The organism is Pseudomonas sp. P8_241 (assembly GCF_034008315.1).
GTDB lineage: Bacteria > Pseudomonadota > Gammaproteobacteria > Pseudomonadales > Pseudomonadaceae > Aquipseudomonas.
Genome location: NZ_CP125377.1, coordinates 1,007,652 through 1,032,827, shown reverse-complemented (window position 1 = coordinate 1,032,827; position 25,176 = coordinate 1,007,652). Strand labels below are relative to the sequence as shown.

23 protein-coding genes are annotated in these 25,176 nt (G+C 56.4%); 18 read left to right on the top strand and 5 right to left on the bottom strand.

All coding sequences use genetic code 11. From position 1 onward, the window contains the following. The first annotated feature begins 135 nt into the window (after nucleotides 1-135). The 9 genes from QMK58_RS04520 (at nucleotide 136) to QMK58_RS04480 (ending at nucleotide 12,071) form a co-directional block, all read left to right on the top strand. Entirely contained in the window at nucleotides 136-852 is a 717-nt protein-coding gene (locus QMK58_RS04520) for an SIMPL domain-containing protein (RefSeq protein ID WP_320395934.1), read from the top strand. Nucleotides 853-1,296: 444 nt separating this feature from the next. Beyond that, on the top strand, nucleotides 1,297-2,922 hold the full coding sequence (locus QMK58_RS04515; RefSeq protein ID WP_053154511.1) for an ABC transporter substrate-binding protein: 1,626 nt from the start codon (nucleotides 1,297-1,299) through the stop codon (nucleotides 2,920-2,922). A 301-nt stretch (nucleotides 2,923-3,223) separates the two neighbouring features. Then, a complete protein-coding gene (locus QMK58_RS04510) occupies nucleotides 3,224-4,822 on the top strand; it encodes an ABC transporter substrate-binding protein (RefSeq protein ID WP_320395933.1) in 1,599 nt (532 codons plus the stop codon). A 172-nt stretch (nucleotides 4,823-4,994) separates the two neighbouring features. Further along, nucleotides 4,995-6,425 carry an OprD family porin gene (locus tag QMK58_RS04505; RefSeq protein WP_053154505.1) on the top strand — a complete coding sequence of 477 codons (1,431 nt, stop codon included), beginning with the start codon at nucleotides 4,995-4,997 and terminating at the stop codon, nucleotides 6,423-6,425. Nucleotides 6,426-6,504: 79 nt separating this feature from the next. Beyond that, on the top strand, nucleotides 6,505-8,100 hold the full coding sequence (locus QMK58_RS04500) for an ABC transporter substrate-binding protein (protein WP_320395932.1): 1,596 nt from the start codon (nucleotides 6,505-6,507) through the stop codon (nucleotides 8,098-8,100). A 72-nt stretch (nucleotides 8,101-8,172) separates the two neighbouring features. Then, nucleotides 8,173-9,183, top strand: coding sequence for an ABC transporter permease subunit (locus tag QMK58_RS04495; protein ID WP_053154499.1), 1,011 nt, complete (start codon nucleotides 8,173-8,175; stop codon nucleotides 9,181-9,183). An 11-nt stretch (nucleotides 9,184-9,194) separates the two neighbouring features. After that, nucleotides 9,195-10,121: an ABC transporter permease subunit gene (locus QMK58_RS04490; protein WP_320395931.1), complete on the top strand. Its 927-nt coding sequence runs from the start codon at nucleotides 9,195-9,197 to the stop codon at nucleotides 10,119-10,121. A 10-nt stretch (nucleotides 10,122-10,131) separates the two neighbouring features. Then, nucleotides 10,132-11,100: an ABC transporter ATP-binding protein gene (locus QMK58_RS04485; protein ID WP_053154492.1), complete on the top strand. Its 969-nt coding sequence runs from the start codon at nucleotides 10,132-10,134 to the stop codon at nucleotides 11,098-11,100. Next, nucleotides 11,100-12,071, top strand: a complete 972-nt coding sequence (locus QMK58_RS04480; RefSeq protein ID WP_053154489.1) for a peptide ABC transporter ATP-binding protein — start codon at nucleotides 11,100-11,102, stop codon at nucleotides 12,069-12,071. The genes QMK58_RS04485 and QMK58_RS04480 overlap by 1 nt, the downstream gene beginning before the upstream one ends. 135 nt (nucleotides 12,072-12,206) lie before the next feature. Here the strand turns inward: QMK58_RS04480 and QMK58_RS04475 are convergent, their stop codons facing one another. From QMK58_RS04475 to QMK58_RS04465, 3 genes are all read right to left on the bottom strand, one after another. Beyond that, nucleotides 12,207-12,821, bottom strand: coding sequence for a hypothetical protein (locus QMK58_RS04475; RefSeq protein ID WP_320395930.1), 615 nt, complete (start codon nucleotides 12,819-12,821; stop codon nucleotides 12,207-12,209). Between the two features lie 372 nt (nucleotides 12,822-13,193). Then, nucleotides 13,194-13,451, bottom strand: a complete 258-nt coding sequence (locus QMK58_RS04470; protein ID WP_320395929.1) for a hypothetical protein — start codon at nucleotides 13,449-13,451, stop codon at nucleotides 13,194-13,196. Nucleotides 13,452-13,723: 272 nt separating this feature from the next. Beyond that, entirely contained in the window at nucleotides 13,724-15,307 is a 1,584-nt protein-coding gene (locus QMK58_RS04465) for a peptide chain release factor 3 (RefSeq protein ID WP_053154472.1), read from the bottom strand. A 440-nt stretch (nucleotides 15,308-15,747) separates the two neighbouring features. Between QMK58_RS04465 and QMK58_RS04460 the strand changes: the two genes are divergently transcribed. The 9 genes from QMK58_RS04460 (at nucleotide 15,748) to QMK58_RS04420 (ending at nucleotide 23,530) form a co-directional block, all read left to right on the top strand. Continuing rightward, on the top strand, nucleotides 15,748-16,464 hold the full coding sequence (locus tag QMK58_RS04460) for an ABC transporter permease (protein WP_053154469.1): 717 nt from the start codon (nucleotides 15,748-15,750) through the stop codon (nucleotides 16,462-16,464). A 20-nt stretch (nucleotides 16,465-16,484) separates the two neighbouring features. Further along, entirely contained in the window at nucleotides 16,485-17,378 is an 894-nt protein-coding gene (locus QMK58_RS04455; RefSeq protein WP_320395928.1) for a glycine betaine ABC transporter substrate-binding protein, read from the top strand. 13 nt (nucleotides 17,379-17,391) lie between these two features. After that, nucleotides 17,392-18,045 carry an ABC transporter permease gene (locus QMK58_RS04450; RefSeq protein WP_320395927.1) on the top strand — a complete coding sequence of 218 codons (654 nt, stop codon included), beginning with the start codon at nucleotides 17,392-17,394 and terminating at the stop codon, nucleotides 18,043-18,045. Then, nucleotides 18,042-19,199: a betaine/proline/choline family ABC transporter ATP-binding protein gene (locus QMK58_RS04445; RefSeq protein ID WP_053154460.1), complete on the top strand. Its 1,158-nt coding sequence runs from the start codon at nucleotides 18,042-18,044 to the stop codon at nucleotides 19,197-19,199. Before QMK58_RS04450 ends, QMK58_RS04445 begins: the two co-directional genes overlap by 4 nt. A gap of 24 nt (nucleotides 19,200-19,223) precedes the next feature. Continuing rightward, nucleotides 19,224-19,691, top strand: a complete 468-nt coding sequence (locus QMK58_RS04440; protein WP_320395926.1) for a hypothetical protein — start codon at nucleotides 19,224-19,226, stop codon at nucleotides 19,689-19,691. 155 nt (nucleotides 19,692-19,846) lie between these two features. Further along, nucleotides 19,847-21,010, top strand: coding sequence for a type III PLP-dependent enzyme (locus QMK58_RS04435; protein ID WP_053154457.1), 1,164 nt, complete (start codon nucleotides 19,847-19,849; stop codon nucleotides 21,008-21,010). A gap of 265 nt (nucleotides 21,011-21,275) precedes the next feature. Then, nucleotides 21,276-21,800 (top strand): hypothetical protein, encoded by a 525-nt coding sequence (locus QMK58_RS04430; protein ID WP_320395925.1) that lies wholly within the window; start codon nucleotides 21,276-21,278, stop codon nucleotides 21,798-21,800. Next, nucleotides 21,760-22,458 carry an alpha-xenorhabdolysin family binary toxin subunit A gene (locus tag QMK58_RS04425; RefSeq protein ID WP_320395924.1) on the top strand — a complete coding sequence of 233 codons (699 nt, stop codon included), beginning with the start codon at nucleotides 21,760-21,762 and terminating at the stop codon, nucleotides 22,456-22,458. Before QMK58_RS04430 ends, QMK58_RS04425 begins: the two co-directional genes overlap by 41 nt. A gap of 58 nt (nucleotides 22,459-22,516) precedes the next feature. Further along, complete coding sequence (locus tag QMK58_RS04420) at nucleotides 22,517-23,530, top strand: alpha-xenorhabdolysin family binary toxin subunit B (protein ID WP_053154451.1); 1,014 nt, start codon at nucleotides 22,517-22,519, stop codon at nucleotides 23,528-23,530. A 92-nt stretch (nucleotides 23,531-23,622) separates the two neighbouring features. Here QMK58_RS04420 and QMK58_RS04415 read toward each other — a convergent pair whose 3' ends face one another. Both QMK58_RS04415 and QMK58_RS04410 read right to left on the bottom strand, forming a co-directional pair. Further along, a complete protein-coding gene (locus QMK58_RS04415; RefSeq protein ID WP_320395923.1) occupies nucleotides 23,623-24,390 on the bottom strand; it encodes a tetratricopeptide repeat protein in 768 nt (255 codons plus the stop codon). After that, nucleotides 24,391-25,071, bottom strand: a complete 681-nt coding sequence (locus QMK58_RS04410; protein ID WP_053154445.1) for a Fe2+-dependent dioxygenase — start codon at nucleotides 25,069-25,071, stop codon at nucleotides 24,391-24,393. Between the last annotated feature and the right edge of the window lie 105 nt (nucleotides 25,072-25,176).

Below are 25,176 nucleotides of genomic sequence, written 5' to 3'. Positions count from 1 at the left end.
GCTCCTACAAACAGCGAGCAGCAGCCATGCATCTGTATACAAGATGTAACTGTGCGAAACGGAGTTCAAAAGCTAGAGTCTGATGGTTTCACGCAGGCCCGGACCATACACCTGCGCACCTTTCAAGGAGCCTTCATGCACACATTCCGCCGCAGCGCCGCCCTCCTCGCCCTGAGTGCCGGCACCCTCGCCAGCCTCCCGGCCCTGGCCGCCGACGAGCTTCATTACAACCAGATTTCCCTGCGCGCCGAAGTCAGTCAGGAAGTGGCCCGCGATCTGATGATCGTGACGCTCTACACCGAAGCACAGAACACCGACCCGGCCAAACTCGCCGCCGAGGTCAGCACCACCATGAACAAGGCACTGGCCCAGGCCAAACAGGTCAAGGACATCTCCCTGCGCCAGGGAAGCCGCAACAGCTATCCGATCTACGACACCAAGGGCCAGAAGATCACCGGCTGGCGTGAACGCGCCGAGTTGCGCCTGGAAAGTTCGGACTTTGCCGCGCTGTCGAAGCTGACCGGCGAATTGCTCACCGACATGAAAATGGGCGGTATGGACTTCGCCATCGCGACGCCTACCCGCAAGGCCAGCGAAGACGCATTGCTCAAGGACGCAGTGACCGCTTTCAAGGCCCGCGCCCAACTGGCCACCGATGCGCTAGGCGGCAAAAGCTACAAGATCGTCAACCTGAACCTCAACAGCAACGGTTATCCACAGCCCTATCTGCGCGCACCAATGATGATGAAAGCCGCCGCCATGGACAGCGCACCGGTCACGCCGGAAGTCGAAGCCGGGACCAGCCAGGTGAGCATGACGGCCGATGGGTCGATTGAAGTGCTGATGCCTTGATTCGAAATCCGTAAACAAAAAACGGCGATCAAAAAATGATCGCCGTTTTTCTTGGCAGTTTTCCGGCATGAGCTATAACTGGATAGGTCCACCCGATAGAGCCGTCGATTGGCCACTATCGGTGCAACAATAACCACTCTTATTCACGCCATGCCCACCCCACAAACCGGGGTATGAATAAGTAACACCTCGCTCCAACCGGGAGCAACCAGGGTTTCGCGCGCACCGCCAAAGTGCGCCATTTGCACCGTAAAAACGCCGCGCAAACGGTCAAATGCGGCGGAACTTACACGAATGCGACATTAAGGTACGTTCGTGCCACCGTTTAAGGCTAGTAGTCACTCTGGATCTTGCAATGGGTATGGCCCCTGCATAAGTATCCGCAGGAACGACTCACGAGGTCGTCCTCACATTCCAAAAATGACAACAAATCATGAGGCCACCATGCTTAAACACGCGGTCATTCCGTTCCTACTTGGCGCAAGCTTGTTAGCCAGCGCACCGTTCGCCCAAGCTGCGACTAACCTGGTGTTCTGCTCCGAAGGGAGCCCGGCCGGTTTCGATCCAGGTCAATACACCACCGGAACCGACTTCGACGCCTCTGCTGAAACCATGTTCAACCGCCTGACCCAGTTCGAGCGCGGCGGCACCGCCGTGATTCCTGGCCTGGCGACCAGCTGGGATGTTTCCGATGACGGCCTGACTTACACCTTCCACCTGCGTGAAGGCGTCAAGTTCCACACCACCCCGTACTTCAAGCCAACTCGTGAGTTCAACGCCGACGACGTGCTGTTCACCTTTAATCGCATGATCAACAAGGATGATCCGTTCCGCAAAGCGTACCCGACCGAATTCCCGTACTTCACCGATATGGGGATGGATACCAACATCACCAAGATCGATAAAGTCGACGATCACACCGTCAAGTTCACCCTCAAAGACGTCGATGCCGCGTTCATCCAGAACATGGCCATGAGCTTCGCCTCGGTTCAGTCCGCCGAGTACGCCGCCCAGCTGCTCAAGGAAGGCAAAGCCGCCGACATCAACCAGAAGCCGGTCGGCACCGGCCCGTTCGTATTCAAGAGCTACCAGAAAGACTCCAACATCCGCTACACCGGGAACAAGGACTACTGGAAGCCGGATGACGTGAAGATCGACAACCTGATCTTCGCCATTACCACCGACCCGTCGGTACGCATCCAGAAACTGAAGAAAAACGAATGCCAGGTCACCCTGTTCCCTCGTCCGGCGGACCTGAAGGCGCTCAAAGAAGATAAATCCTTGAAGATGCCTGAGCAGGCCGGCTTCAACCTGGGCTACATCGCCTACAACGTGATGGACAAGATCAAGGGCGACGACAAACCGAACCCGATGTCGCAGTTGAAAGTGCGCCAGGCGATGGACATGGCCGTCAACAAGCAGCAGATCATTGACTCCGTGTACCAGGGCGCTGGCCAACTGGCGGTCAACGCCATGCCGCCGACCCAGTGGTCCTACGACACCACCATCAAGGACGCCAAGTACGACCCTGAGAAAGCCAAGGAGCTGCTCAAGGAAGCCGGCGTCAAGGAAGGTACCGAAATCGTACTGTGGGCGATGCCGGTTCAGCGTCCGTACAACCCTAACGCCAAGCTGATGGCTGAAATGCTGCAATCCGACTGGGCCAAGATCGGCCTCAAGGTCAAGATCCAGAGCTACGAATGGGGCGAGTACATCAAGCGCTCCAAGGGCGGCGAAAACGGTGCGATGCTGATTGGCTGGAGCGGCGACAACGGTGACCCGGACAACTGGCTCAACGTGCTGTTCGGCTGCGACTCCCTGGAAGGCAACAACTTCTCCAAGTGGTGCGACAAGAAGTTTGACGACATCGTCAAGCAAGCCAAGCGGACTTCGGACCAAGGCAAGCGCACTGAGCTGTACAAACAAGCGCAACACGTCCTCAAAGACGCCGTCCCGATGACACCTATCGCTCACTCGACGGTGTTCCAACCCATGCGCGCCAACGTGCAGGACTTCAAGATCAGCCCATTTGGCTTGAACTCCTTCTACGGCGTCAGCGTCAGCAAATAAGGTTTTGCAGCGGCGACGTTTTTTGACGTCGCCGTTGTTTTATCTGCCGAAAAAGTAGGAATTTGCCTACATCCGAATCCGAGGCTCCCTACAGCTTTCGAGTCGGACGCGCTGCCATTTCCTACGAGTCTTTAGGACTCTACGCATTTACTGCCGGTCCCACGGTGCCTACCGTCGGGTATCGACCAGCGCATGCGTGGCTGATCGGTTTTGCTGCCTGTATGGCTTGAACTCAGTGATGCTGCCACGTCCCCGGACGGGACGGCGGCTCATTGTCAACACTTTGAGAAAAGGGAGCGTTATGCGCCATACCTTGGTTATATCCGCATTGCTGGGCACCGGCCTGCTGGCCGCCACGTCCATCAGCCAGGCCGCGAGCAGCCTGGTGTTCTGCTCTGAGGGCAGCCCCGCCGGTTTCGATACGGCGCAGTACACCACCGCGACCGATAACGACGCCGCCGAGCCGCTGTACAACCGCCTGGCAGAGTTTGAAAAAGGCGCGACCAATGTCGTTCCGGGTCTGGCAACGAGTTGGGATATTTCCGAGGACGGCCTCAAGTACACGTTCCACCTGCGCGAAGGGGTGAAGTTTCATACCACCAGGTACTTCACACCGACCCGCGACTTCAACGCCGATGACGTGTTGTTCACGTTCAATCGCATGCTCGACCCGCAACAACCTTTCCGTAAGGCTTACCCTACCGAGTTCCCGTACTTCAACGGCATGAGCCTGAACAAGAACATCGCCAAGGTCGAGAAGACCGGGCCGCTGACCGTGGTCTTTACGCTAAACAGCGTGGACGCCGCGTTCATCCAGAACATCGCCATGAGTTTCGCCGCCATTCTGTCCGCCGAGTACGCCGACAAGTTGCTGGCCGAGGGCAAACCGAGCGACATCAACCAGAAACCGATCGGTACCGGTCCGTTCGTGTTCAAGAGCTATCAGAAAGACTCGAACATTCGTTACACCGGCAACAAGCAATACTGGGATCCGAGCCGCGTGAAGCTCGACAACCTGATTTTCGCCATCAACACCGATGCATCGGTGCGCGTGCAGAAACTCAAGGCAAACGAGTGCCAGATCACCCTGCACCCACGCCCGGCCGATGTCACCTCGCTGAGGAACGACCCGAAACTGCAACTGATCGAGAAACCCGGGTTCAACCTCGGCTACATCGCCTATAACGTGCGCCACAAACCCTTCGACCAACTCCAAGTGCGCCAGGCGCTGGACATGGCGGTGAACAAGCAAGGCATTCTCAATGCCGTTTACCAGGGTGCGGGGCAACTGGCCGTCAACGCCATGCCGCCAACCCAATGGTCCTACGATGAAACCATCAAGGACGCCGCCTACAACCCGGAAAAAGCCAAGGAACTGCTCAAGGCGGCCGGCGTGAAGGAAGGCACCGAAATCACCCTGTGGGCCATGCCTGTGCAACGCCCCTACAACCCCAACGCCAAGTTGATGGCCGAGATGCTCCAGGCCGACTGGGCGAAGATCGGCCTCAAAGTCAAGATCGTCAGCTATGAATGGGGCGAGTACATCAAGCGCACCAAGAATGGCGAGCACGACATCAGCCTGATCGGCTGGACCGGTGACAACGGTGATCCGGACAACTGGCTGGGCACGCTGTACAGCTGTGACGCCATTGGCGGCAACAACTACTCGATGTGGTGTGATCCGGCTTACGACAAGTTGATCAAGCAGGCCAAGGTCGTCACCGACCGCGACCAGCGCACCGTGCTCTACAAACAGGCGCAGCAGCTGCTCAAGCAGCAAGTGCCGATCACGCCGGTCGCCCACTCAACGGTCAACCAACCGCTGAGCGCCAAAATCGAAGGGTTCAAAGTGAGCCCGTTCGGTCGCAACGTCTTTTCGGGTGTCAGCATAGAAAAATAACCGATTAGCCATAAACGCCGAGGGTGGATTTTCCACCCTCACGCAGGCGTATTGCTGTAATTCGCCAAATTTGCCTTCAGCAAACGTTTGCGATGTCGTGAATGAGTTAAAAACCAAAGCCGGATCATCAAAAAAAGACCGGTTATAAAATAAGAAAGCAGGAGCTTTACCCATGAATCTGAGCAATACGATGTTGGCCCTAGCCATCAGCAGCGTAACCGCCACGGCTTATGCTGAATCCAAAAGCCAGGCCTTCACGCCAGTGACCGTGAATGAAAAAAGCGCCCAGAGCGAAGCCACAGGTTTTGTTGAAGGCCAGTCGATCAGCGGCACCACGCGCAACTGGTACGCCAACGAGCAACTGAAACGCGGCAGTAAATTCACCTATAAGAAAGACGGCGTTTCGACCCCGACCGATCGCCGGATCAACTGGGTCCAAGGCACCATCATCAAGTACAACTCGGGCTTCACCGAGGGCGCCCTCGGCCTCAGCACTGAAGTCGCGGCCTACAACGCCATCGCCCTGGACCAGGACCGCAAGGATCTGGCGTCCAATAACGGTGGCGCACCGGGCACTCGTCCCGGCGCAGGTAACAACCGCACCTTGACCAAGGAAGGCGGCGACGCCCAAGGTCAGTGGAGCAAACTGGGCCTGGCCAACGTCAAGGCCCGTTTCTCCAACACCACCATGACTGCCGGCCGCATGAACTTCAGCAGCCCGATGGTCGATGTCATCAGCAACCGCGCTCTGCCTTCGAGCTTCCAGGGTGTGGCGATCCACAGTGAAGAGCTGAACAACCTGCAATTCGACCTGGCCACCTTCGACCGCAACTCTCCGCGTACCGAAGAAAGCCAGCGCAAATTCCGCACCGAATACGCCAACGGCATCGTTGAAACCGATCACGTCTACACCGGCGGTATCACCTACAGCCCTTTCGCCAGCCTGACCACCAGTCTCTGGGCAACTCAGGCTGAAGACATCTGGAACCAGTACTACTTCGGCGCTTCCCACGTACTGGGCGATAGTCAGGTACTGAGCCTGACTACCGGTCTTAACTACTACAAAACCCAGGAAGAAGGTAAGGCGCTGATCGGTGACATCGACAACGACACCTATTCCCTGTCGTTCGGCCTGACCCATCAAGCCCACACCCTGACCTTCTCGTACCAGGAAGTGAACGGTAACGAGTACTTCGACTACCTGCACGAAACCAACGGCATCTACCTGGCCAACTCCCTGCTTTCGGACTTCAACGGCCCGAACGAGAAGTCCTTCCAGATCGCCTACGGCCTGAACATGGCTGAATACGGCGTGCCCGGCCTGAAGTTCAACATCTACCAGGCGCGTGGCTGGGGTATCGACGGCACTCACTACACTGGCAACAAAGGTGTGGCGGACAAAGGCTACGACGGTATCCAGCAGCAAGACGGCGAACATCATTACGAATACGGCATCGGTGCGACCTACACCGTGCAGAGCGGTCCGCTCAAGGCCACCACGATTCGTGGCACCTACACGGCTCACCGCGCCAGTGAATTCCAGGCCGATGGCAGCATCAACGAGTTCCGTCTCGTGACCACCATTCCATTCAACATTCTGTAATGAACCTGTCGAACGGCTGATTCAACAGCGAACCGGCCGTTCGGCGATTGTCCTTCAAATCGATTGCAGAGGGTTATAGATGAAAATGCTTCCCCTACGCGCGGCCATCGCAGCCGCGTTGCTCAGTGTCGCTGTCGGTGTTTCGGCCAAGCCGCTGGTGGTCTGCACCGAAGCCAGCCCCGAAGGCTTCGACATGGTCCAGTACACGACTGCAGTCACCGCCGACGCCGTCGCCGAAACCATCTTCAATCGCCTGGCGGACTTCAAGCCCGGCACCACTGACGTGATTCCGGCCCTGGCCGAATCCTGGGACATCAGCGAAGACGGTCTGAGCTACACGTTCCACCTGCGCAAAGGCGTCAAGTTCCACACCACCGAATACTTCAAGCCGACCCGCGACATGAATGCCGACGACGTGGTCTGGAGCTTCCAGCGCCAACTGGACCCGAATCATCCGTGGCACAAACTGTCGAGCGTGGGTTTTCCGTACTTTGAAAGCATGGGTTTCAAGGAACTGCTGAAAAGCGTCGAAAAGGTCGACGACAACACGGTCAAGTTCACCCTGAACCGTCGCGAAGCGCCGTTCCTGGCCGACATTGCCATGGCCTTCTCGTCGATCTACTCCGCTGAATACGCCGACCAGTTGCTCAAGGCCAACAAGACCGGCGACCTGAACAACAAGCCCATCGGCACCGGCCCGTTCGTCTTTCAGCGTTACAACAAGGACGCCCAGGTCCGTTTCAAGGCCAACCCGGACTATTTCCGTGGCAAGCCACAGGCCGAAGCGCTGATCCTGGCCATCGCCACCGACAACAACGTGCGCCTGCAAAAGCTCAAGGCCAACGAATGCCAGGTCGCGCTGTACCCGAAGCCGGACGATATCCCGAGTATCAAGAAAGACCCGAACCTGAAGGTTGACGAACTGAACGCAATGACCGTGTCCTACGTCGCCATGAACACCACGCACAAGTACATGAATGATGTGCGGGTACGCAAAGCCATCGACATCGCGTTCGACAAGGAAGCCTACGTCAACGCCCTGTTTGGCAAAGGCAACGCAACAGCAGCGGTCAATCCGTACCCGGACACCCTGCTGGGTTACAACCACAACCTGAAGAATCCCGCCCGCGACCTCGACAAGGCACGTGCCCTGCTCAAGGAAGCCGGTGTACCGGAAGGCACCACCTTCACCCTGTTCACCCGCAACGGTGGCGGTCCGACCAACCCGAATCCGATGCTTGGCGCGCAGATGATGCAGGCCGACCTGGCCAAGGTCGGGATCAAGATCGACATCCGCGTGATGGAATGGGGCGAAATGCTCAAACGCGCCAAAAACGGCGAGCACGACATGGTTTCCGCCGGATGGGCGGGCGACAACGGCGACCCGGATAACTTCCTGACGCCTATGCTCAGTTGTGAAGCGGCCAAGAACGGAGAAAACTACGCCCGCTGGTGCAATGACAAGTTCCAGGCGCTGCTCGATCAGGCTCGGGAAAAGACCGACCCGGCAGAACGTGCAGCACTCTACGAGCAGGCCCAGGTTATTTTTAATCAGGACCAGCCTTGGATCAGCATGGCACACACTAGAATGTTTACCGCCATGCGCAACAACGTAGAGGGCTATCACATTAGCCCCCTCACCACGAATAACTTCGCCACCACCCAGGTGAAGTAATAAGAAAACTCCCGGCATTCCTGACCCAGGCATGCCGGGCACGCCTAACCGGCTGATGAGGTACAACACACGATGTTTAGTTTTATTGCCCGCCGACTGGGGTTGTTGATCCCCACGTTCTTCGGCATCACCCTGCTGACTTTCGCGTTGATTCGCATGATCCCGGGCGACCCCGTAGAAGTCATGATGGGAGAACGCAGGGTCGATCCCGAAATGCACGCTCAGGCAATGGAACGCCTTGGTCTGAACAAACCCCTGTATGCACAGTACCTGGATTACATCGGCAAGCTGGCCCAAGGCGATCTCGGGGAATCTCTGCGTACCCGTGAAAGCGTCTGGAGCGAGTTCACTTCCCTGTTCCCCGCGACCCTGGAACTGTCCATGGCCGCTCTGTTGTTCGCCGGCATCCTGGGCCTTCTGGCCGGGGTGATCGCGGCACTCAAGCGAGGGTCCCTGTTCGACCATGGGGTGATGGGCATCTCCCTCGCGGGATATTCGATGCCGATCTTCTGGTGGGGCCTGATCCTGATCATGTTCTTCTCGGTAAGCCTGGGCTGGACCCCGGTATCCGGGCGGATCGACCTGCTGTACGACATCGAGCCGCGCACCGGTTTCATGCTCATCGATACGCTGCTGGCCGATGACGTCGGCGCGTTCCTCGATGCCCTGCATCACCTGATCCTGCCGGCCATCGTGCTGGGTACCATTCCGCTGGCGGTGATTGCGCGAATGACCCGTTCCTCGATGCTCGAAGTGCTGCGTGAAGACTACATCCGCACCGCCAAGGCCAAGGGCCTGTCGCCGTCACGCGTGGTGTTCGTGCACGGTCTGCGCAACGCGCTGATACCGGTCCTGACCGTGGTCGGCCTGCAAGTCGGCACCCTGCTGGCCGGTGCGGTCCTGACCGAAACCATCTTCTCCTGGCCCGGCATCGGCAAATGGCTGATCGAAGCCATCGGCGCCCGAGACTACCCGGTCGTACAAAACGGCATCCTGTTAATCGCCTGCCTGGTGATTCTGGTCAACTTCGTAGTGGACATCCTCTACGGCTTTGCCAACCCACGCATCCGTCATCAGCGCTGAGGTCAATACCCATGAGCACTCCAACATCCTCAGTAGCCACCGCCACCTCCGCCGTGGATCAGAGCCTGCTGTACCCGTCGCCGTACAAGGAATTCTGGCAAGCGTTCTCCAAGAACAAGGGCGCCGTCGCCGGCCTGATGTTCATGCTGCTGGTGATTTTCTGCGCCATCTTCGCCCCGTGGGTTGCGCCCCATGATCCGAGCGAGCAATACCGCGACTTCCTGCTGACCCCGCCGGCCTGGCTGGAAGGTGGGCAGATCCAGTTCCTGCTCGGCACCGATGAGCTGGGCCGCGATTTGCTGTCGCGCCTGATCCAGGGCTCGCGCTTGTCCTTGATGATCGGCTTGTCCTCGGTGGTCATGTCGCTGATCCCGGGCATCCTGATGGGCCTGTTCGCCGGTTTTTTCCCACGCATGCTCGGCCCGACCATCATGCGCCTGATGGACATCATGCTGGCCCTGCCGTCCCTGCTGCTGGCCGTGGCGATCGTCGCCATCCTCGGCCCTGGCCTCATCAACACCGTGATCGCCATCGCCGTGGTGTCCCTGCCGTCCTATGTCCGCCTGACCCGTGCTGCGGTCATGGGCGAGCTGAACCGCGACTACGTGACCGCCGCCCGCCTGGCCGGTGCCGGTCTGCCGCGCCTGATGTTCATCACCGTGCTGCCCAACTGCATGGCACCGCTGATCGTTCAGGCCACCCTGAGCTTCTCCTCGGCGATTCTCGATGCCGCCGCCCTGGGTTTCCTCGGTCTTGGCGTACAACCGCCAACCCCTGAGTGGGGCACCATGCTGGCTTCGGCCCGCGACTACATCGAACGCGCCTGGTGGGTCGTGAGCCTGCCTGGTTTGACCATTTTGCTCAGCGTGCTGGCAATCAACTTGATGGGTGACGGCCTGCGCGATGCGCTGGACCCGAAACTCAAGAACGCCGCCTGAGGAGATTCCAATGTCATTGCTAGAAATCAAGAATCTCAACGTTCGCTTCGGCGACAAAAACGCCGTGCCGGTGGTCGACGGTCTGGACCTGAAAGTGGACAAGGGCGAAGTGTTGGCCATCGTGGGCGAGTCGGGTTCGGGCAAGTCCGTGACCATGATGGCGCTGATGGGCCTGATCGAGCATCCCGGTATCGTCACCGCCGACGCGCTCAGCTTTGACGGCAAGGACATGCTCAAGTTGAGCAATCGTCAGCGTCGGCAAATCGTCGGCAAAGACTTGTCCATGGTTTTCCAGGACCCGATGACCGCGCTGAACCCGAGCTACACCGTGGGTTTCCAGATCGAAGAAGTGCTGCGCCTGCACCTGAAAATGTCCGGCAAGGCCGCCCGCAAGCGCGCCATCGAACTGCTGGAAAAAGTTGAAATTCCGGGCGCCGCCAGCCGCATGGACGCCTACCCGCATCAACTCTCCGGCGGTATGAGCCAGCGTGTCGCCATCGCCATGGCAATTGCCGGTGAACCGAAACTGCTGATCGCCGACGAACCGACCACGGCCCTCGACGTCACCATCCAGGCGCAGATCATGGACCTGCTGCTGGCGTTGCAGAAAGAGCAGAACATGGGCCTGGTGCTGATCACCCACGACCTCGCGGTTGTGGCCGAAACCGCCCAGCGCGTATGCGTGATGTACGCCGGCCAAGCCGTCGAAGTCGGCCAGGTGCCGCAGCTGTTCGACATCCCGGCGCACCCGTACAGCGAAGCGCTGCTCAAGGCGATTCCTGAACACAGCCTCGGCGCCTCGCGTCTGTCGACCCTGCCGGGCATCGTGCCCGGTCGCTACGACCGTCCGCAGGGTTGCCTGCTGTCGCCGCGCTGCCCGTATGTGCAGGACAACTGCCGAGCACAGCGTCCGACCCTTGACCCGAAAAGCAACAGCCTCGCCCGCTGCTTCTACCCGCTGAACCAGGAGGTGGCGTAATGGCCGTCGTACTTACCGCCCGCGACCTGACCCGCCACTACGAAGTGTCCCGTGGCCTGTTCAAGGGTCACGCGACCGTACGCGCCCTCAACGGTGTGTCGTTCGAACTGGAAGCCGGCAAGACCCTCGCCGTCGTCGGTGAGTCGGGCTGCGGCAAGTCCACCCTCGCCCGTGCCTTGACCCTGATCGAGGAGCCATCTTCCGGCTCGTTGAAAATCGCCGGTCAGGAAGTTGCCGGCGCCGACAAGGCCCAGCGCAAACAACTGCGCAAAGACGTGCAGATGGTGTTCCAGAGCCCGTACGCCTCGTTGAACCCTCGGCAGAAAGTCGGTGATCAACTTGCAGAGCCATTGCTGATCAACACCAACCTGTCGGCCTCCGAACGCCGCGAAAAAGTCCAGGCAATGATGAAGCAGGTGGGTTTGCGTCCGGAGCATTACCAGCGTTATCCGCACATGTTCTCCGGCGGTCAGCGCCAGCGGATCGCCCTGGCCCGCGCGATGATGCTGCAACCGAAAGTGCTGGTGGCGGACGAACCGACCTCGGCGCTGGACGTGTCGATCCAGGCGCAGGTGTTGAACCTGTTCATGGATTTGCAGCAGGAGTTCAACACCGCTTACGTGTTCATTTCGCACAACCTGGCGGTGGTGCAACATGTTGCCGACGACGTGATGGTGATGTACCTCGGCCGTCCGGTGGAAATGGGTCCGAAGAACGACATCTACGAGCGCCCTCTGCACCCCTACACCCAGGCGTTGCTGTCGGCCACACCGACCATTCACCCGGACCCGAACAAACCGAAAATCAAGATCGTCGGCGAGTTGCCTAACCCGCTGAACCCGCCACCGGGCTGCGCTTTCCACAAGCGTTGCCCGTACGCCACCGAGCGTTGCAGCACTGAAGAGCCGGCCCTGCGCCTGCTCGACAGCCGACAGGTGGCTTGCCACTACGCCGAACAGTTCCTCGCTTGAAAAAACTTCAAACCCTCTCGCGGAGTATCCGGGAGAGGGTTTGAAAGGCTGATCACCCTGCCGGTCGCGTCTCGCGTCCGGCACTTTTAAGATCGCAATCAAGTCAGACTTTCGCTCTGACTGACGTGCAGTTGTTCAAGGATGGGGAGGTGCATCCGCCGAATCGTCAGTTCGAAACACCCATTCTCCTTTCTCATCACGCAGGGCCTGAACAGTTGTTCCGTCGGCGAATACAAATAGCCCGCTAGACCCATCGAATACATCGCCATTCAAATAAACCGTCTTTCCGTTCGTGTGCGTTACGCTGCCATCGATATTGGTGATTGTGCCATCGACATCATTTGCCACTGAACCATTGGGATAAGTGACCGTGTCGTCGGCGTTCTTCACGGAATTGGCCGGATGATTGAATTGCAAAAGCCCGGTCAACGCATTGGCCGTGACACTGACAAGCACGGGGGCCACAAAACTTTCGAGAACACTGAACTTTGCCTGAGGCAGCTTAGTGACTGGCGTTGGAATAGCTGACGGTTTGACGGGAGGCTTTACAGGAGGCCTTACCGTTACAGGCGGCTTGAGCGGCGGTTTCACCGATGGCTTCACTGCCGGTTTCACGACAGGCTTTACTGCCGGTTTAACTGTGACGCGGGGTTTCGCCTTGGGAGGTGGCTTGACAGGCGACGAAGCTAATCGTTCACGTGAAATCTCAACATCCAACCCCTCGGGCTCATTCTCAATGATTCCATTCATCTGACATTTCCTTAAATTAAACAACAAAGTTAAACTTTCGACAGATAACTCAATACAACTTCCATTACTGTTTCAGCCCAATTAACCGAGCCAAATTTAGATTATAAAAAAACGCCAACAGTCTCAACTTGAAAAACATTAACTTACAGATAAACCCAAGCACTGCCAAAGCGCTCTACAAACACATATACACTCACCGCCCAATCTCCAACAATCAAAATATAAAATCCAGCATCGAAGTTAACCCTAATCATCAGCGCTAAAAAAAGCACCGTCTGGACGGCGCTTTTTTACAGAAGATCTACCCCCGGCTATGTCTTCGATTGCGCTTCATCCAGCCAGGAGCGATTGTTTTTGGCCAAAACCTGACGGCTAGGTTTGGCTGTCGCCCTCATCATCGTCATCGGAGTCCGGTTCATCCGTAGTCGAATCGTCATCGTTGGCAGTACCACCCTGCCCCTGATCACCCGGTTCGGACTCAGACTTTGCAATCATCAGCTCGCCGTGCGCTCCCTGCCCCCTCGATGCCTGTGTCTCATGCTCCTCACACTCAGCCCAAACCGCTGAGCTGCCAAGGGTCAACATCACCAACACCTTCAACATCAATAAAACGCGTAGCAACCTGTTCATAGCCGAATCCATCCTTCATAAAGTGCCTGTTTGGCGCTGATTGAAATCTAGTTCCGATCAGCCGGGTTCTCCAGATAGGACGCTAACGGATGAGAGAAAATGCCAATGCCTGGCAGATTGCTTTTGAATAATAGTTATGCCGAAAAGATCGCAGCCTTCGGCCAGCTCCTACAGGGATTCGTGTAGCAGCTGCCGAAGGCTGCGATCTTTTGATCAGCAACAAAAAACCCCGGTGCTTTCGCAACGGGGTTTTTGGTGTAGCCACTCAGCGTTTAATGATGCTCACGCGTCGCACGGAATTTCACGTCCGGCCAGCGTTCTTCCATCAGTGCCAGGTTGACCCGCGTAGGCGCGAGGTAGGTCAGGTGACCGCCGCCGTCCAGTGCCAGGTTTTCCACAGCCTTGTTGGAGAATTCCTCAAGCTTCTTCTTGTCGCCGCATTCGATCCAGCGTGCCGAATACACAGTGATCGGCTCGTAGGAGCACTCGACCTTGTATTCCTCTTTCAGGCGGCTGGCGACCACATCGAACTGCAGCACACCAACGGCGCCGAGGATGATGTCGTTGCTGCGTTCCGGGAAGAACACCTGGGTCGCGCCTTCTTCGGCGAGCTGTTGCAGGCCCTGACGCAGTTGCTTGGATTTCAGCGGATCCTTCAAACGTACGCGGCGGAACAGTTCCGGGGCGAAGTGCGGGATGCCGGTGAAACCGAGGACTTCGCCTTCGGTGAAGGTGTCGCCGATCTGGATGGTGCCGTGGTTGTGCAGGCCGATGATGTCGCCAGCGAAGGCTTCTTCCAGTTGCTCACGCTCGGAGGAGAAGAAGGTCAGCGCGTCGCCGATCCGTACGTCCTTGCCGGTGCGCACGTGGCGCATTTTCATGCCTTTTTCGTACTTGCCGGAGCAGATACGCATGAAGGCGATGCGGTCGCGGTGTTTGGGGTCCATGTTCGCCTGGATCTTGAAGATGAAGCCCGAGAACTTCTCTTCCACTGGCTCCACGGTGCGCTCGTTGGCCACGCGGGCCAATGGGCGCGGCGCCCAATCGACGACGGCGTCGAGCACATGATCGACACCGAAATTGCCCAGTGCCGTACCGAAGAACACCGGGGTCAGTTGACCGTCGAGGAACTCCTGCTGATTGAACTCGTGGCAGGCGCCCTGCACCAGTTCCAGCTGTTCGATGAAGCGTTCGTACTCGTCGCCCAGGTGCGCACGCGCCTCGTCGGAATCGAGCTTCTCGATGATCTTGGTTTCGGTGCGCTCGTGGCCATGACCGGCGGTGTACACGATGATGTAGTCATCGGCGAGGTGATACACGCCTTTGAAGTCGCGGTAGCAACCAATCGGCCAGGTGATCGGCGCCGCCTTGATCTTCAGGACTGCTTCGATTTCGTCGAGCAGTTCGATCGGGTCGCGAATGTCACGGTCGAGTTTGTTGATGAAGCTGACAATCGGCGTGTCACGCAAACGGCAGACGTCCATCAGCGCGATGGTCCGTGGCTCTACACCCTTACCGCCGTCGAGAACCATCAAGGCCGAGTCGACCGCCGTCAGGGTACGGTAGGTATCTTCGGAGAAGTCTTCGTGGCCCGGGGTGTCGAGCAGGTTGATCATGTGCTCGCGATACGGGAACTGCATGACCGACGTGGTAATGGAAATACCACGCTGCTTTTCCATTTCCATCCAGTCAGAGGTGGCATGGCGGTCGGATTTACGAGATTTCACCGTGCCGGCCACCGCAATCGCCTTGCCCATCAACAAGAGCTTTTCGGTGATGGTGGTCTTACCGGCATCGGGGTGGGAAATAATGGCGAAAGTGCGGCGTTTCGCGACTTCGGCGGCCTGTTTGGTCATGGGAAATCGCCTGGCAGGTGATTCAAAAAAGGGCGCAGATTATAGCCCAAATTGATCCAAGAACCGAACCATTGAGCACATTAGGGGTGGCCAAATGCTGCTCCAGATGGGAACCTTTTAAAGCACGGAGACGTCCACTCCCTCGTAACGACCACTCGTCGGGGGCCTGAAACACCTGCAAATCGGCCTGACGAGGCTGTGCTCATGGCTCGATTGCTGCGCGCCTCGCCCCTGTAGGAGCGAGCCTGCTCGCGATGGACGTCAACGATAACGCTGGGTATCTGAAGGTACGCGTTGTCTGGACGTTTTTCGCGAGCAAGCTCGCTCCTACAGTTGAACGCGCTCGGCATGAGCTGCTTCTCGCGATCATTTTTTCGGCAGCCAGGAATGGCGTTGCCACACGAGAAAGTGTTCGCCGACTGAAAAAAAGGAGTCCGCCTGTGGCTATCCACTATGGCAAAGGGCTGATAGGAGGCGCGCTGGTAATCGCCCTTCTGGCCCTGCTGATCCACTGGATCGGCATCAATACGATCGAACTTTACCGCGACGATTTATTGTTTTACCTGCAAGCTCATCTGGTTCTCGTCCTCGCCTCCATGCTGGCCGCCCTTGTCGTGGGCATCCCTGCCGGCATCCTCCTCAGCCGCCCGAACATGATCGGTCGTGCCGAACGCTTCATGCAGCTCTTCAACATCGGCAACACCGTTCCGCCACTCGCCGTCCTGGCCATCGCCCTCGGCATCCTCGGCATCGGCAGCGGTCCTGCCATCTTTGCCCTGTTCCTCGCCTCGTTGCTGCCCATCGTGCGCAACACCTATGAAGGCCTGAAAAACGTTCAGGGTTCGCTCAAGGAAGCCGCCGTCGGTATCGGCATGACCCCGCGCCAGGTACTGTGGAAAGTCGAATTGCCCAACGCCGTGCCGATCATCATCGGTGGTGTGCGCGTGGCCCTGGCGATCAACGTCGGGACGGCGCCGCTGGCGTTCCTGATCGGCGCCAACAGTCTCGGCAGCCTGATTTTCCCCGGCATTGCCCTGAACAATCAGCCGCAATTGCTGCTCGGCGCCGCTTGTACCGCCCTGCTGGCCTTGTTGCTCGACGGCCTGGTGACACTCGCCAGCCGCCTCTGGCTCGAACGCGGCTTGCGCCCGTCTTAAGCCTCGGCAAAGGAATCGTCATGAAAACTTCAAGCTTTTTACTAGGCTGCGTCCTGCTGTTCGCAGGATTTGCCCAAGCCGCTGACAAACCGTTGATCCGCATCGGCGCCCGGGTGTTCACCGAACAGACCCTGCTGGCGGAAATCACTTCCCAATACCTGCGATCCAAGGGTTATGACACCCAAGTGACAGGCGGCCTGGGCAGTAACCTGGCCCGCAGCGCTCAGGAAAGCGGTCAACTGGACATGCTGTGGGAATACACCGGCGTGTCGCTGGTTGCCTACAACCATATCGACGAAAAACTCGATAGCGAACAGTCCTACGCCCGAGTGAAAGAACTCGACGCGAAAAAGGGACTGGTCTGGCTGACACCGTCGAAATTCAGCAACACCTACGCCCTCGCCCTGCCGGAGAACGTTGCGGATGAATACCCGCAGATCAACTCCATCAGCCAACTCAACACGGTGCTGCGGGACGAAGCGAAGACCAATCACCTGGTCGCCCTGGACACCGAGTTCACCAATCGCTCCGATGGCATGGCCGGCATGGTGCAGTTGTATGGCATGAACCTGACTCGAAAGAACACCCGGCAAATGGACGCCGGACTGGTCTATACCGCACTGCGCAATGGTCAGGTGTTCGCCGGACTGGTCTACACCACAGACGGGCGCCTCAACGCCTTCAAGCTCAAACTGCTGGAAGACGACAAGCATTACTTCCCCGATTACACCGCCGCACCAGTGGTGCGTCAGGCGTACCTCGATGCGCATCCACAACTGGCCGAACAGCTCAAGCCGCTAGCAGAACTGTTTGACGACAACACCATGCGCGAGCTCAACGCCCGGGTCGATGTCGATCACGAAAGTCCATCCGCTGTGGCCGCAGATTTTTTGCGCCAGCATCCGTTGAATTGAGGGAGGAAAAGTCATGGAATTCTTGAACGCCTTTTCCCATCTCGACTGGTCACAGGTGAGTCACCTGACCTGGCAGCACATCACACTGGTGGGAATCGCCGTGACCCTGGCGATTCTGGTCGGCGTGCCGCTGGGCATTCTGATGACGCGCTTCCCGAGCCTCGCCGGTCCGTTGCAAGCCAGCGCCACGGTACTTCTGACCGTGCCATCGATTGCCCTGTTCGGCCTGCTGCTGCCGTTCTATTCCAAATTCGGCCAGGGCCTGGGGCCGATGCCGGCGATTACCGCGGTGTTCCTGTACTCGCTGCTGCCGATCATGCGTAACACCTACCTGGCGTTGACCAATGTCGAACCAGGTATTCGCGAAGCCGCGCGCGGCATCGGCATGACCTTCGGCCAGCGCCTGCGCATGGTTGAACTGCCCATCGCCGTGCCGGTGATCCTCGCCGGTGTGCGCACCGCCGTGGTGATGAACATCGGCGTCATGACCATCGCCGCCACCATCGGCGCCGGCGGGCTTGGCGTACTCATCCTCGCATCCATCAGCCGCAGCGACATGTCGATGCTGATCGTCGGCGCCGTGCTGGTCAGCCTGCTGGCCATCTTCGCCGACCTGCTTTTGCAATGGCTGCAACGTTCGCTGACCCCAAAAGGATTACTCAAATGATCGAACTTCAAAACCTCAGCAAGACCTTCCAAAGCAACGGCAAAGACGTCAAAGCCGTGGACTCGGTAAGCCTGACCGTCAATGAAGGCGAAATCTGTGTGTTCCTCGGGCCATCGGGTTGCGGCAAAAGCACCACGCTGAAAATGATCAACCGCCTGATCAAGCCGACCTCGGGCAAGATCCTGATCAACGGCGAAGACACCACCGGTCTCGACGAAGTGACGCTGCGGCGCAACATCGGCTACGTCATCCAACAGATCGGTCTGTTCCCGAACATGACCATCGAAGAAAACATTGTGGTCGTACCGAAGCTGCTTGGCTGGGACAAACAGAAATGCCACGACCGCGCCCGCGAGTTGATGAGCATGATCAAACTCGAACCCAAGCAGTACCTGCATCGCTATCCTCGGGAGCTGTCCGGTGGCCAACAACAGCGAATCGGCGTGATTCGGGCGTTGGCCGCCGATGCGCCACTGTTGCTGATGGACGAACCGTTCGGCGCGGTGGACCCGATCAACCGCGAAATGATCCAGAACGAGTTCTTCGAAATGCAGCGGGCGCTGAACAAGACCGTGATCATGGTCAGCCACGATATTGATGAGGCGATCAAGCTTGGCGACAAGATCGCGATCTTCCGTGCCGGCAAGCTGTTGCAGATCGATCACCCGGACACATTGCTGGCCCATCCTGCTGATGACTTTGTTAGCAATTTTGTCGGCCAGGACAGTACGCTCAAGCGCCTGTTGCTGGTGAAGGCCGAAGATGCGGCGGACAACGCGCCCTCGGTCAGCCCGCAAACGTCGGTAGCCGACGCACTGGAGTTGATGGACGAGCATGACCGCCGCTATGTGGTGGTGACCTGCTCCGACAACAAAGCCCTGGGCTACGTAAGACGTCGCGACCTGCACCGTCAGACCGGCACCTGCGGGCAATACCTGCGCGAATTCAACGCCACGGCGGCGTACGACGAACATTTGCGCATCCTGCTGTCGCGGATGTACGAGTTCAACCGGGCGTGGTTGCCGGTGATGGATGCGGAGCGGGTGTTTCTGGGCGAGGTGACGCAGGAGTCGATTGCGGCTTATTTGAGTTCGGGGCGTTCCCGAGGAATGAAGACCAGCATCGTGTCGCCTGCCGAGGCGGCCATCAGTTAAGACTCTAAATTTGTAGGAGCCGGCTTGCTGGCGATGGCGGAGGACCAGATGATATCGATTTCACCTGCCAGATCGCTTTCGCCAGCAAGCCGGCTCCTACAAAGGGTCGTTATTTGCCGTTTTTTTTGCGATGAACAGACCGGAAAAGAATATCAACACGCGCTGCGACGCAAGACACACAAAAACGCCTACCAAAAAAGCCAAAAAACGCCCCGAAACGACCTTTTAGCCGCCAATGTCGCCAATATTGGCGCCATCGTACTTACCAGTGACTCTGCGCACAAAAGCGTCGAACGTGCAGGTATTTTTAACACTTTAAAATTTTTGGGGAACATCTGTCCGTCATCTCGGTCGGCTACAAAGAGTGATGCGCTCGACGCACGTCAGAAGCGTGCAAAAACGCGACATTTTTTGTTGATCTCAAGCCCCTCACGCCCTAAAGTTCGCGCCGAACGTCCATGCTGGAAACGATCCATCCGGCTCAAGTACTGACGACGAGACAGCAAGGCCAAGGGAAAAGCAGCACTTCCCATGGCCTTTTTGCTTTCGGCGACATGCCTTGGGAAGTAGGCGAACCAAAGTGGGGATACGGAGGACGTTCATTTGCACCCATTGTTAATTTCAGTTTGCCAGTAGGAGTTCCCAGCATGTCGATCCAGGTCGAAGATTATTTCGCGCGCGCCACTTTTGACAAAATGAAGGCGTTCGCCGACAAGCACGAAACCCCGTTCGTGGTGATCGACACCGCGATGATCAGCCAGGCCTACGACGACCTGCGCGCCGGTTTCGAATTCGCCAAGGTCTACTACGCGGTCAAGGCCAACCCGGCCGTTGAAATCATCGACCTGCTCAAAGAGAAAGGCTCGAGCTTCGACATCGCCTCGATCTACGAGCTGGACAAAGTGATGGATCGCGGCGTCAGCGCCGACCGTATCAGCTACGGCAACACCATCAAAAAGTCCAAGGACATCCGCTACTTCTACGAGAAGGGCGTGCGCCTGTTTTCCACCGACTCCGAAGCCGACCTGCGCAACATTGCCAAGGCTGCACCGGGCTCGAAAGTTTATGTACGCATCCTCACCGAAGGCTCCACCACCGCTGATTGGCCATTGTCGCGCAAGTTCGGCTGCCAGACCGACATGGCCATGGACCTGCTGATCCTCGCTCGCGACCTGGGTCTGGTGCCTTACGGCATTTCGTTCCACGTTGGCTCGCAGCAGCGCGACATCAGCGTCTGGGACGCGGCGATTGCCAAGGTCAAAGTAATCTTCGAGCGTTTGAAAGAAGAAGACGGCATCCACCTGAAGCTGATCAACATGGGCGGTGGTTTCCCGGCCAACTACATCACCCGCACCAACAGCCTGGAAACCTACGCCGAAGAAATAATCCGTTTCCTGAAGGAAGACTTCGGTGACGACCTGCCGGAAATCATCCTCGAGCCAGGCCGTTCGCTGATCGCCAATGCCGGCATTCTGGTCAGCGAAGTGGTACTGGTCGCGCGTAAATCCCGTACAGCGGTCGAGCGTTGGGTGTACACGGATGTGGGCAAATTCTCCGGCCTGATCGAAACCATGGACGAAGCCATCAAGTTCCCGATCTGGACCGAGAAGAAAGGCGAGATGGAAGAAGTCGTGATCGCCGGCCCTACCTGCGACAGCGCCGACATCATGTACGAAAACTACAAGTACGGCCTGCCGCTGAACCTGGCCATCGGTGATCGTCTGTACTGGTTGTCGACCGGAGCGTATACCACCAGTTACAGCGCGGTTGAATTCAATGGCTTTCCGCCGTTGAAGTCGTTTTACGTTTAAACTCAACCCGTTTTATAAAAAAGGCTTGCGAGTAATCGCAGGCCTTTTTTTTACTTGAATTTCACCTTTGACACTCAACCAACAAAAACATATTAAGTTTCAATGTGAAAATCCATCCCTCACCCAATACAAGCAGCAACATACAGAACTCAACCTCCTGCCTGACACACATTGAAAACCTTCCAGACTTAACTTAAATAACAACCACCATTACTTTTCATTGGCGATACGAGACCCCATGACATAAAACACAAAAGGTATTTACATGCTGGCCATTAAAAATCATTCCATTACCACTGAAGAACTCAACTCACTGACATCAGACTTCATTAGCGCCGCCTCTGGAACCCTCGAAGGCGTAGAGCGTGACAAAGGATTATTGATTACAAATGAAGACATAAGAAAAATCAAACGATATGTCACTGAAGCACTAGTACTACCCATCAAAACCAATGAAATAGAACAGCTACACAAGTACGACCGACTAAACATCATCGGACTTAAATCCGCCGATATACAGGCCTTGTTTAACGCCATGAGAAACCATGCAGCGACATGGTCACCACTGGAATCCAGCATGAAGAAAGTTGGCTCGGACCTTCATGTGTTTGCCGACAACTTCACTTCGAGTAGCCAATCCATTATTGACTACCTGACTCAGCTACCCAGCTACACGACTGGTGTCGGTAAAATCAATGGCCTGACTCAACAGGAAATCGACAATCTGCCAGAAATCCAATTAACCGGAGATGAAAAACAAAAAAATCCCGGTATTACTGGATCTGGTTGAAGACCTAAAATCAGTCATTACTGAACACAGCAAAAGCACACAGCTCACTAAAAATCAGATTGCCACATTCAAACGGGAGATCACTAATTCGTTGAAGCCGGCACTGGGTTTGAAAATAGCCCTTCTCAACAGCCACAATTTTAATGAAGAAGTAAAATTGTTGAATCAAAGGCTCGAAACCCTAGACCAGCGTATCAGCGAAAAAATGGCGGAAATCGAAAAATATTCACAGTCCAAATGGTGGGGATTGTTCGGTGGTTTCGTGGGTCTTATCATCACGTCCAGCATATATGGAATCAAGGCCCAGCAAGCTCGAAATGAAATGAACCTGCTAATCGAGGAACGACGAGACGTCGAAGCAAACATCGCAACCACCCATGAGATCCTTTCGTCGCTGCGAACATTTGAAACCAACCTTCAGGACCTCCAGGTCCGGATTGAGGGAGCTGAAGGCAGTTCATCGAACCTCGAAAGCTTCTGGCAATTGATTGAAAGTTATATTGACTCTTCCAGCAACAAACTCAATGGGGTTACCGACGCCATGTATCTCGTGCTTTTTGTCTCGAAACTAAAAGCAATAAGGGAAAACTGGTTAACTATCAAAAAGCAGGCCGGCGACTTGTTGACTGCCTTTAACAATTCACTTAGCAACGCCTGACATTCTGAAAATTTAAATTCGACCCACCATAAATCTATCTTTTAAAGGCATAACAATCATGGCCGTACATACATTATTCAATTCGTTTCAATATCCCAAGCCCAACATAAAGCTAATCAAGGATAACAGGGAAGCACTCAATTATAAGATTCGCACATTGAGCACTATTTATTTACCCGTACTCGCAGAGCAATTAAACGCGCTTCAGCAAGAAATAAACCTAACTGACAAACAGGCACTCAGCGCCTTGACCCTGATCTCCACAGCTTTTTCCACCACTGAAATTACCGACCTTCATAACATTACTGAAACACTGAGACTTAAAGCACCCACACCGGAACAGGAGGAGGCGATAAAAATTTATTACAAAGAAATAAAATCATTAATTGAAAGCGGTACAGTCAGCACCTCAAAACACTTGAGCACCCTGAACAACAACCTTATAAACCTGAAGGCAGTGACACTCAGCGATAACGAGTATCGAATCAAAGAACTGGAAACCTCAATCAATAACAACGCGCCATACATCCCAGAAGAAGAACAGGTAATAGCACAGCTGAAAAAAGAAGAAACGCATCTGAACGAGGCGATAAAAGCCATTGAAGCGATAGACACTTTTTCGCTCATCAAAGGTGTTCTTCTGACCGCCGAACAACTCACCAGCCTCAACCTGTCCGCCCCTCAAGTCGAACTTATCAAGAAAGGCCTTGCTGCTGCCGGCAAGATCCTCGACTTAATCAGTGACCAATTAAAATATGATAACTTGATCCAGGCCAGGCGCAAGATCCAAGAACGACTGGATGACCGCCGCAGTAATTTGAATCGCTTCATTGAAGATGTGAAAAACCTGCAGATCCAAAAAAATCAGCTACTGGAATTCCAGTCTGTGCAAGCGCTGAGAGAAATCTTTACGCAAGAAATGAGTGTTCTCGTGGACGCCATTGATAAATTTCTGGAGCTTACCGCACCTGACGGGACCGATGGTCTAGAAGTGTTTATCAAACGCTACATCGAACAATCAGGTATTTTCATGAAGCACTTGAAGTCTATCCGCGAGGAGTGGCAGCGCTAATCCGAGTTCAAACCGGCTAATTGCGGCAACTTCGATTGATGCGAGTGAAAAACCTGAGCAGTTCCTTTTCGCTCGCCTCAATACCGAGATGTTCAAACACGCGCCCGACTTTGCAATTGAACAGCGCGCTGCTGAAAGCATGGCGCCAGCGCCCGAAATTCGGGGTAAGGAGCGTGGAGCAGAGCCTCGCCGCTGACACGAAGGAAGTTCAGATTCCCCGCCGTCAATGCCTTGTGTAACCACACCAGGCTTTCTTGGATTTTTCCATCGCTCGCCAGTACCGCTGCATAGCTGAATTGCCCACGAAAGTCTCCTCCCTCGGCAGACCGCCGATACCACTCAAAAGCGGCAGCGGGGTCCGCCGGGCAAAATCGGCCGTCTTCCAGATAGCGTCCCAGAAGATTCATGGATTTTGCATGACCGAGGTCTGCCGCGAGCCGATAAAGACTCAAAGCCTGTTGCGGATCCTGGATCATGCCGCGCCCGGTCGCCAACAGATTGGCGTAGTTGTACATCGCCCAATCCAGCCCGGCTTCTGCCGCAACCCGATAATGCCGCGCAGCAACCGACGCATCGGCAACACAACCCCAACCATGCTCATGACAACGACCGAGCATGTTGCGCGCCATCAAATGCCCATTGCGAGCGGCGATCTCGAACCAGCGCAGCGCCAGCGGCTGGTCCTGGGCGATTCCCTGCCCGTCCAGCAGAATCTGCCCGAGCAAGGCCTGGGCTTCAACTTCGCCCTGGCGGGCGGCAATAAGTACGGCCTGCGCGGCGCGAGCCGGGCTTTCGTCGAGCATGGATTTGAACCGCTCTCCGTCAAGCACTTCCTCGCGGCGTAAACGAAAGTCAGCCACTTACACCTCGACCCAGCGACGCAACAGGTTGTGGTAAGTGCCGGTGAGTCGAATCAGCGATGGATGATCCGGCAGGTCCCGGGTCAGTTGCTGGATGGCGCCGTCCATCTCGAACAACAGTGCGCGCTGGCTATCCTCGCGCACCAGACTCTGGGTCCAGAAGAACGAGGCGTATCGCGCTCCTCGCGTGACCGCATTGACCTTGTGCAGGCTGGTGCCGGGGTACAGCACCATATCGCCAGCGGGCAACTTGACCCGCTGGGTGCCGAAGGTGTCCTGGATTTCCAGCTCCCCGCCGTCGTAGTCCTCAGGCTCGCTGAAGAACAACGTAGCCGAGAGGTCGGTGCGCACTCGCTCGATACTGCCCTTGGGCTGACGCACGGCGTTGTCGATGTGGAAATCGAAACTGCCGCCGGCCGTGTAACAGTTCAGCAACGGAGGAAAGACTTTGTGCGGTAACGCAGCAGACATGAACTGCGGATTTTTCCACAGTCGCTCAAGCATGGCCGCACCGATTTCCTTGGCCAGCGGATGGGTTTCCGGCAGTTGAAGATTGTGCTTGGCCTTGGCCGACTGAAAGCCTGCGGTGATCTTGCCATCGGCCCAATCAGCCTGCTCCAGCGCTTGGCGAATACGCTGCACTTCGTCTTTTTCGAACAGGCCGGGGATGTGCAGCAGCATGACAACGACACCAGATGGCAAAGGGATGGCAATGGTATTGATTCTTATTGCCTATGTAAAACCCACCGGACGAACGAAACAGTAAAAACCGTAAGGTTAAATTGT

Excerpts from the sequence above, each read along its gene's own strand:
- QMK58_RS04520 (WP_320395934.1), top strand. The coding sequence starts at position 136 with ATGCACACATTCCGCCGCAGCGCCGCCCTCCTCGCCCTGAGTGCCGGC.
- QMK58_RS04515 (WP_053154511.1), top strand. The coding sequence starts at position 1,297 with ATGCTTAAACACGCGGTCATTCCGTTCCTACTTGGCGCAAGCTTGTTA.
- QMK58_RS04510 (WP_320395933.1), top strand. The coding sequence starts at position 3,224 with ATGCGCCATACCTTGGTTATATCCGCATTGCTGGGCACCGGCCTGCTG.
- QMK58_RS04505 (WP_053154505.1), top strand. The coding sequence starts at position 4,995 with ATGAATCTGAGCAATACGATGTTGGCCCTAGCCATCAGCAGCGTAACC.
- QMK58_RS04500 (WP_320395932.1), top strand. The coding sequence starts at position 6,505 with ATGAAAATGCTTCCCCTACGCGCGGCCATCGCAGCCGCGTTGCTCAGT.
- QMK58_RS04495 (WP_053154499.1), top strand. The coding sequence starts at position 8,173 with ATGTTTAGTTTTATTGCCCGCCGACTGGGGTTGTTGATCCCCACGTTC.
- QMK58_RS04490 (WP_320395931.1), top strand. The coding sequence starts at position 9,195 with ATGAGCACTCCAACATCCTCAGTAGCCACCGCCACCTCCGCCGTGGAT.
- QMK58_RS04485 (WP_053154492.1), top strand. The coding sequence starts at position 10,132 with ATGTCATTGCTAGAAATCAAGAATCTCAACGTTCGCTTCGGCGACAAA.
- QMK58_RS04480 (WP_053154489.1), top strand. The coding sequence starts at position 11,100 with ATGGCCGTCGTACTTACCGCCCGCGACCTGACCCGCCACTACGAAGTG.
- QMK58_RS04475 (WP_320395930.1), bottom strand. The coding sequence starts at position 12,821 with ATGAATGGAATCATTGAGAATGAGCCCGAGGGGTTGGATGTTGAGATT.
- QMK58_RS04470 (WP_320395929.1), bottom strand. The coding sequence starts at position 13,451 with ATGAACAGGTTGCTACGCGTTTTATTGATGTTGAAGGTGTTGGTGATG.
- QMK58_RS04465 (WP_053154472.1), bottom strand. The coding sequence starts at position 15,307 with ATGACCAAACAGGCCGCCGAAGTCGCGAAACGCCGCACTTTCGCCATT.
- QMK58_RS04455 (WP_320395928.1), top strand. The coding sequence starts at position 16,485 with ATGAAAACTTCAAGCTTTTTACTAGGCTGCGTCCTGCTGTTCGCAGGA.
- QMK58_RS04450 (WP_320395927.1), top strand. The coding sequence starts at position 17,392 with ATGGAATTCTTGAACGCCTTTTCCCATCTCGACTGGTCACAGGTGAGT.
- QMK58_RS04445 (WP_053154460.1), top strand. The coding sequence starts at position 18,042 with ATGATCGAACTTCAAAACCTCAGCAAGACCTTCCAAAGCAACGGCAAA.
- QMK58_RS04435 (WP_053154457.1), top strand. The coding sequence starts at position 19,847 with ATGTCGATCCAGGTCGAAGATTATTTCGCGCGCGCCACTTTTGACAAA.
- QMK58_RS04430 (WP_320395925.1), top strand. The coding sequence starts at position 21,276 with ATGCTGGCCATTAAAAATCATTCCATTACCACTGAAGAACTCAACTCA.
- QMK58_RS04425 (WP_320395924.1), top strand. The coding sequence starts at position 21,760 with ATGAAAAACAAAAAAATCCCGGTATTACTGGATCTGGTTGAAGACCTA.
- QMK58_RS04420 (WP_053154451.1), top strand. The coding sequence starts at position 22,517 with ATGGCCGTACATACATTATTCAATTCGTTTCAATATCCCAAGCCCAAC.
- QMK58_RS04410 (WP_053154445.1), bottom strand. The coding sequence starts at position 25,071 with ATGCTGCTGCACATCCCCGGCCTGTTCGAAAAAGACGAAGTGCAGCGT.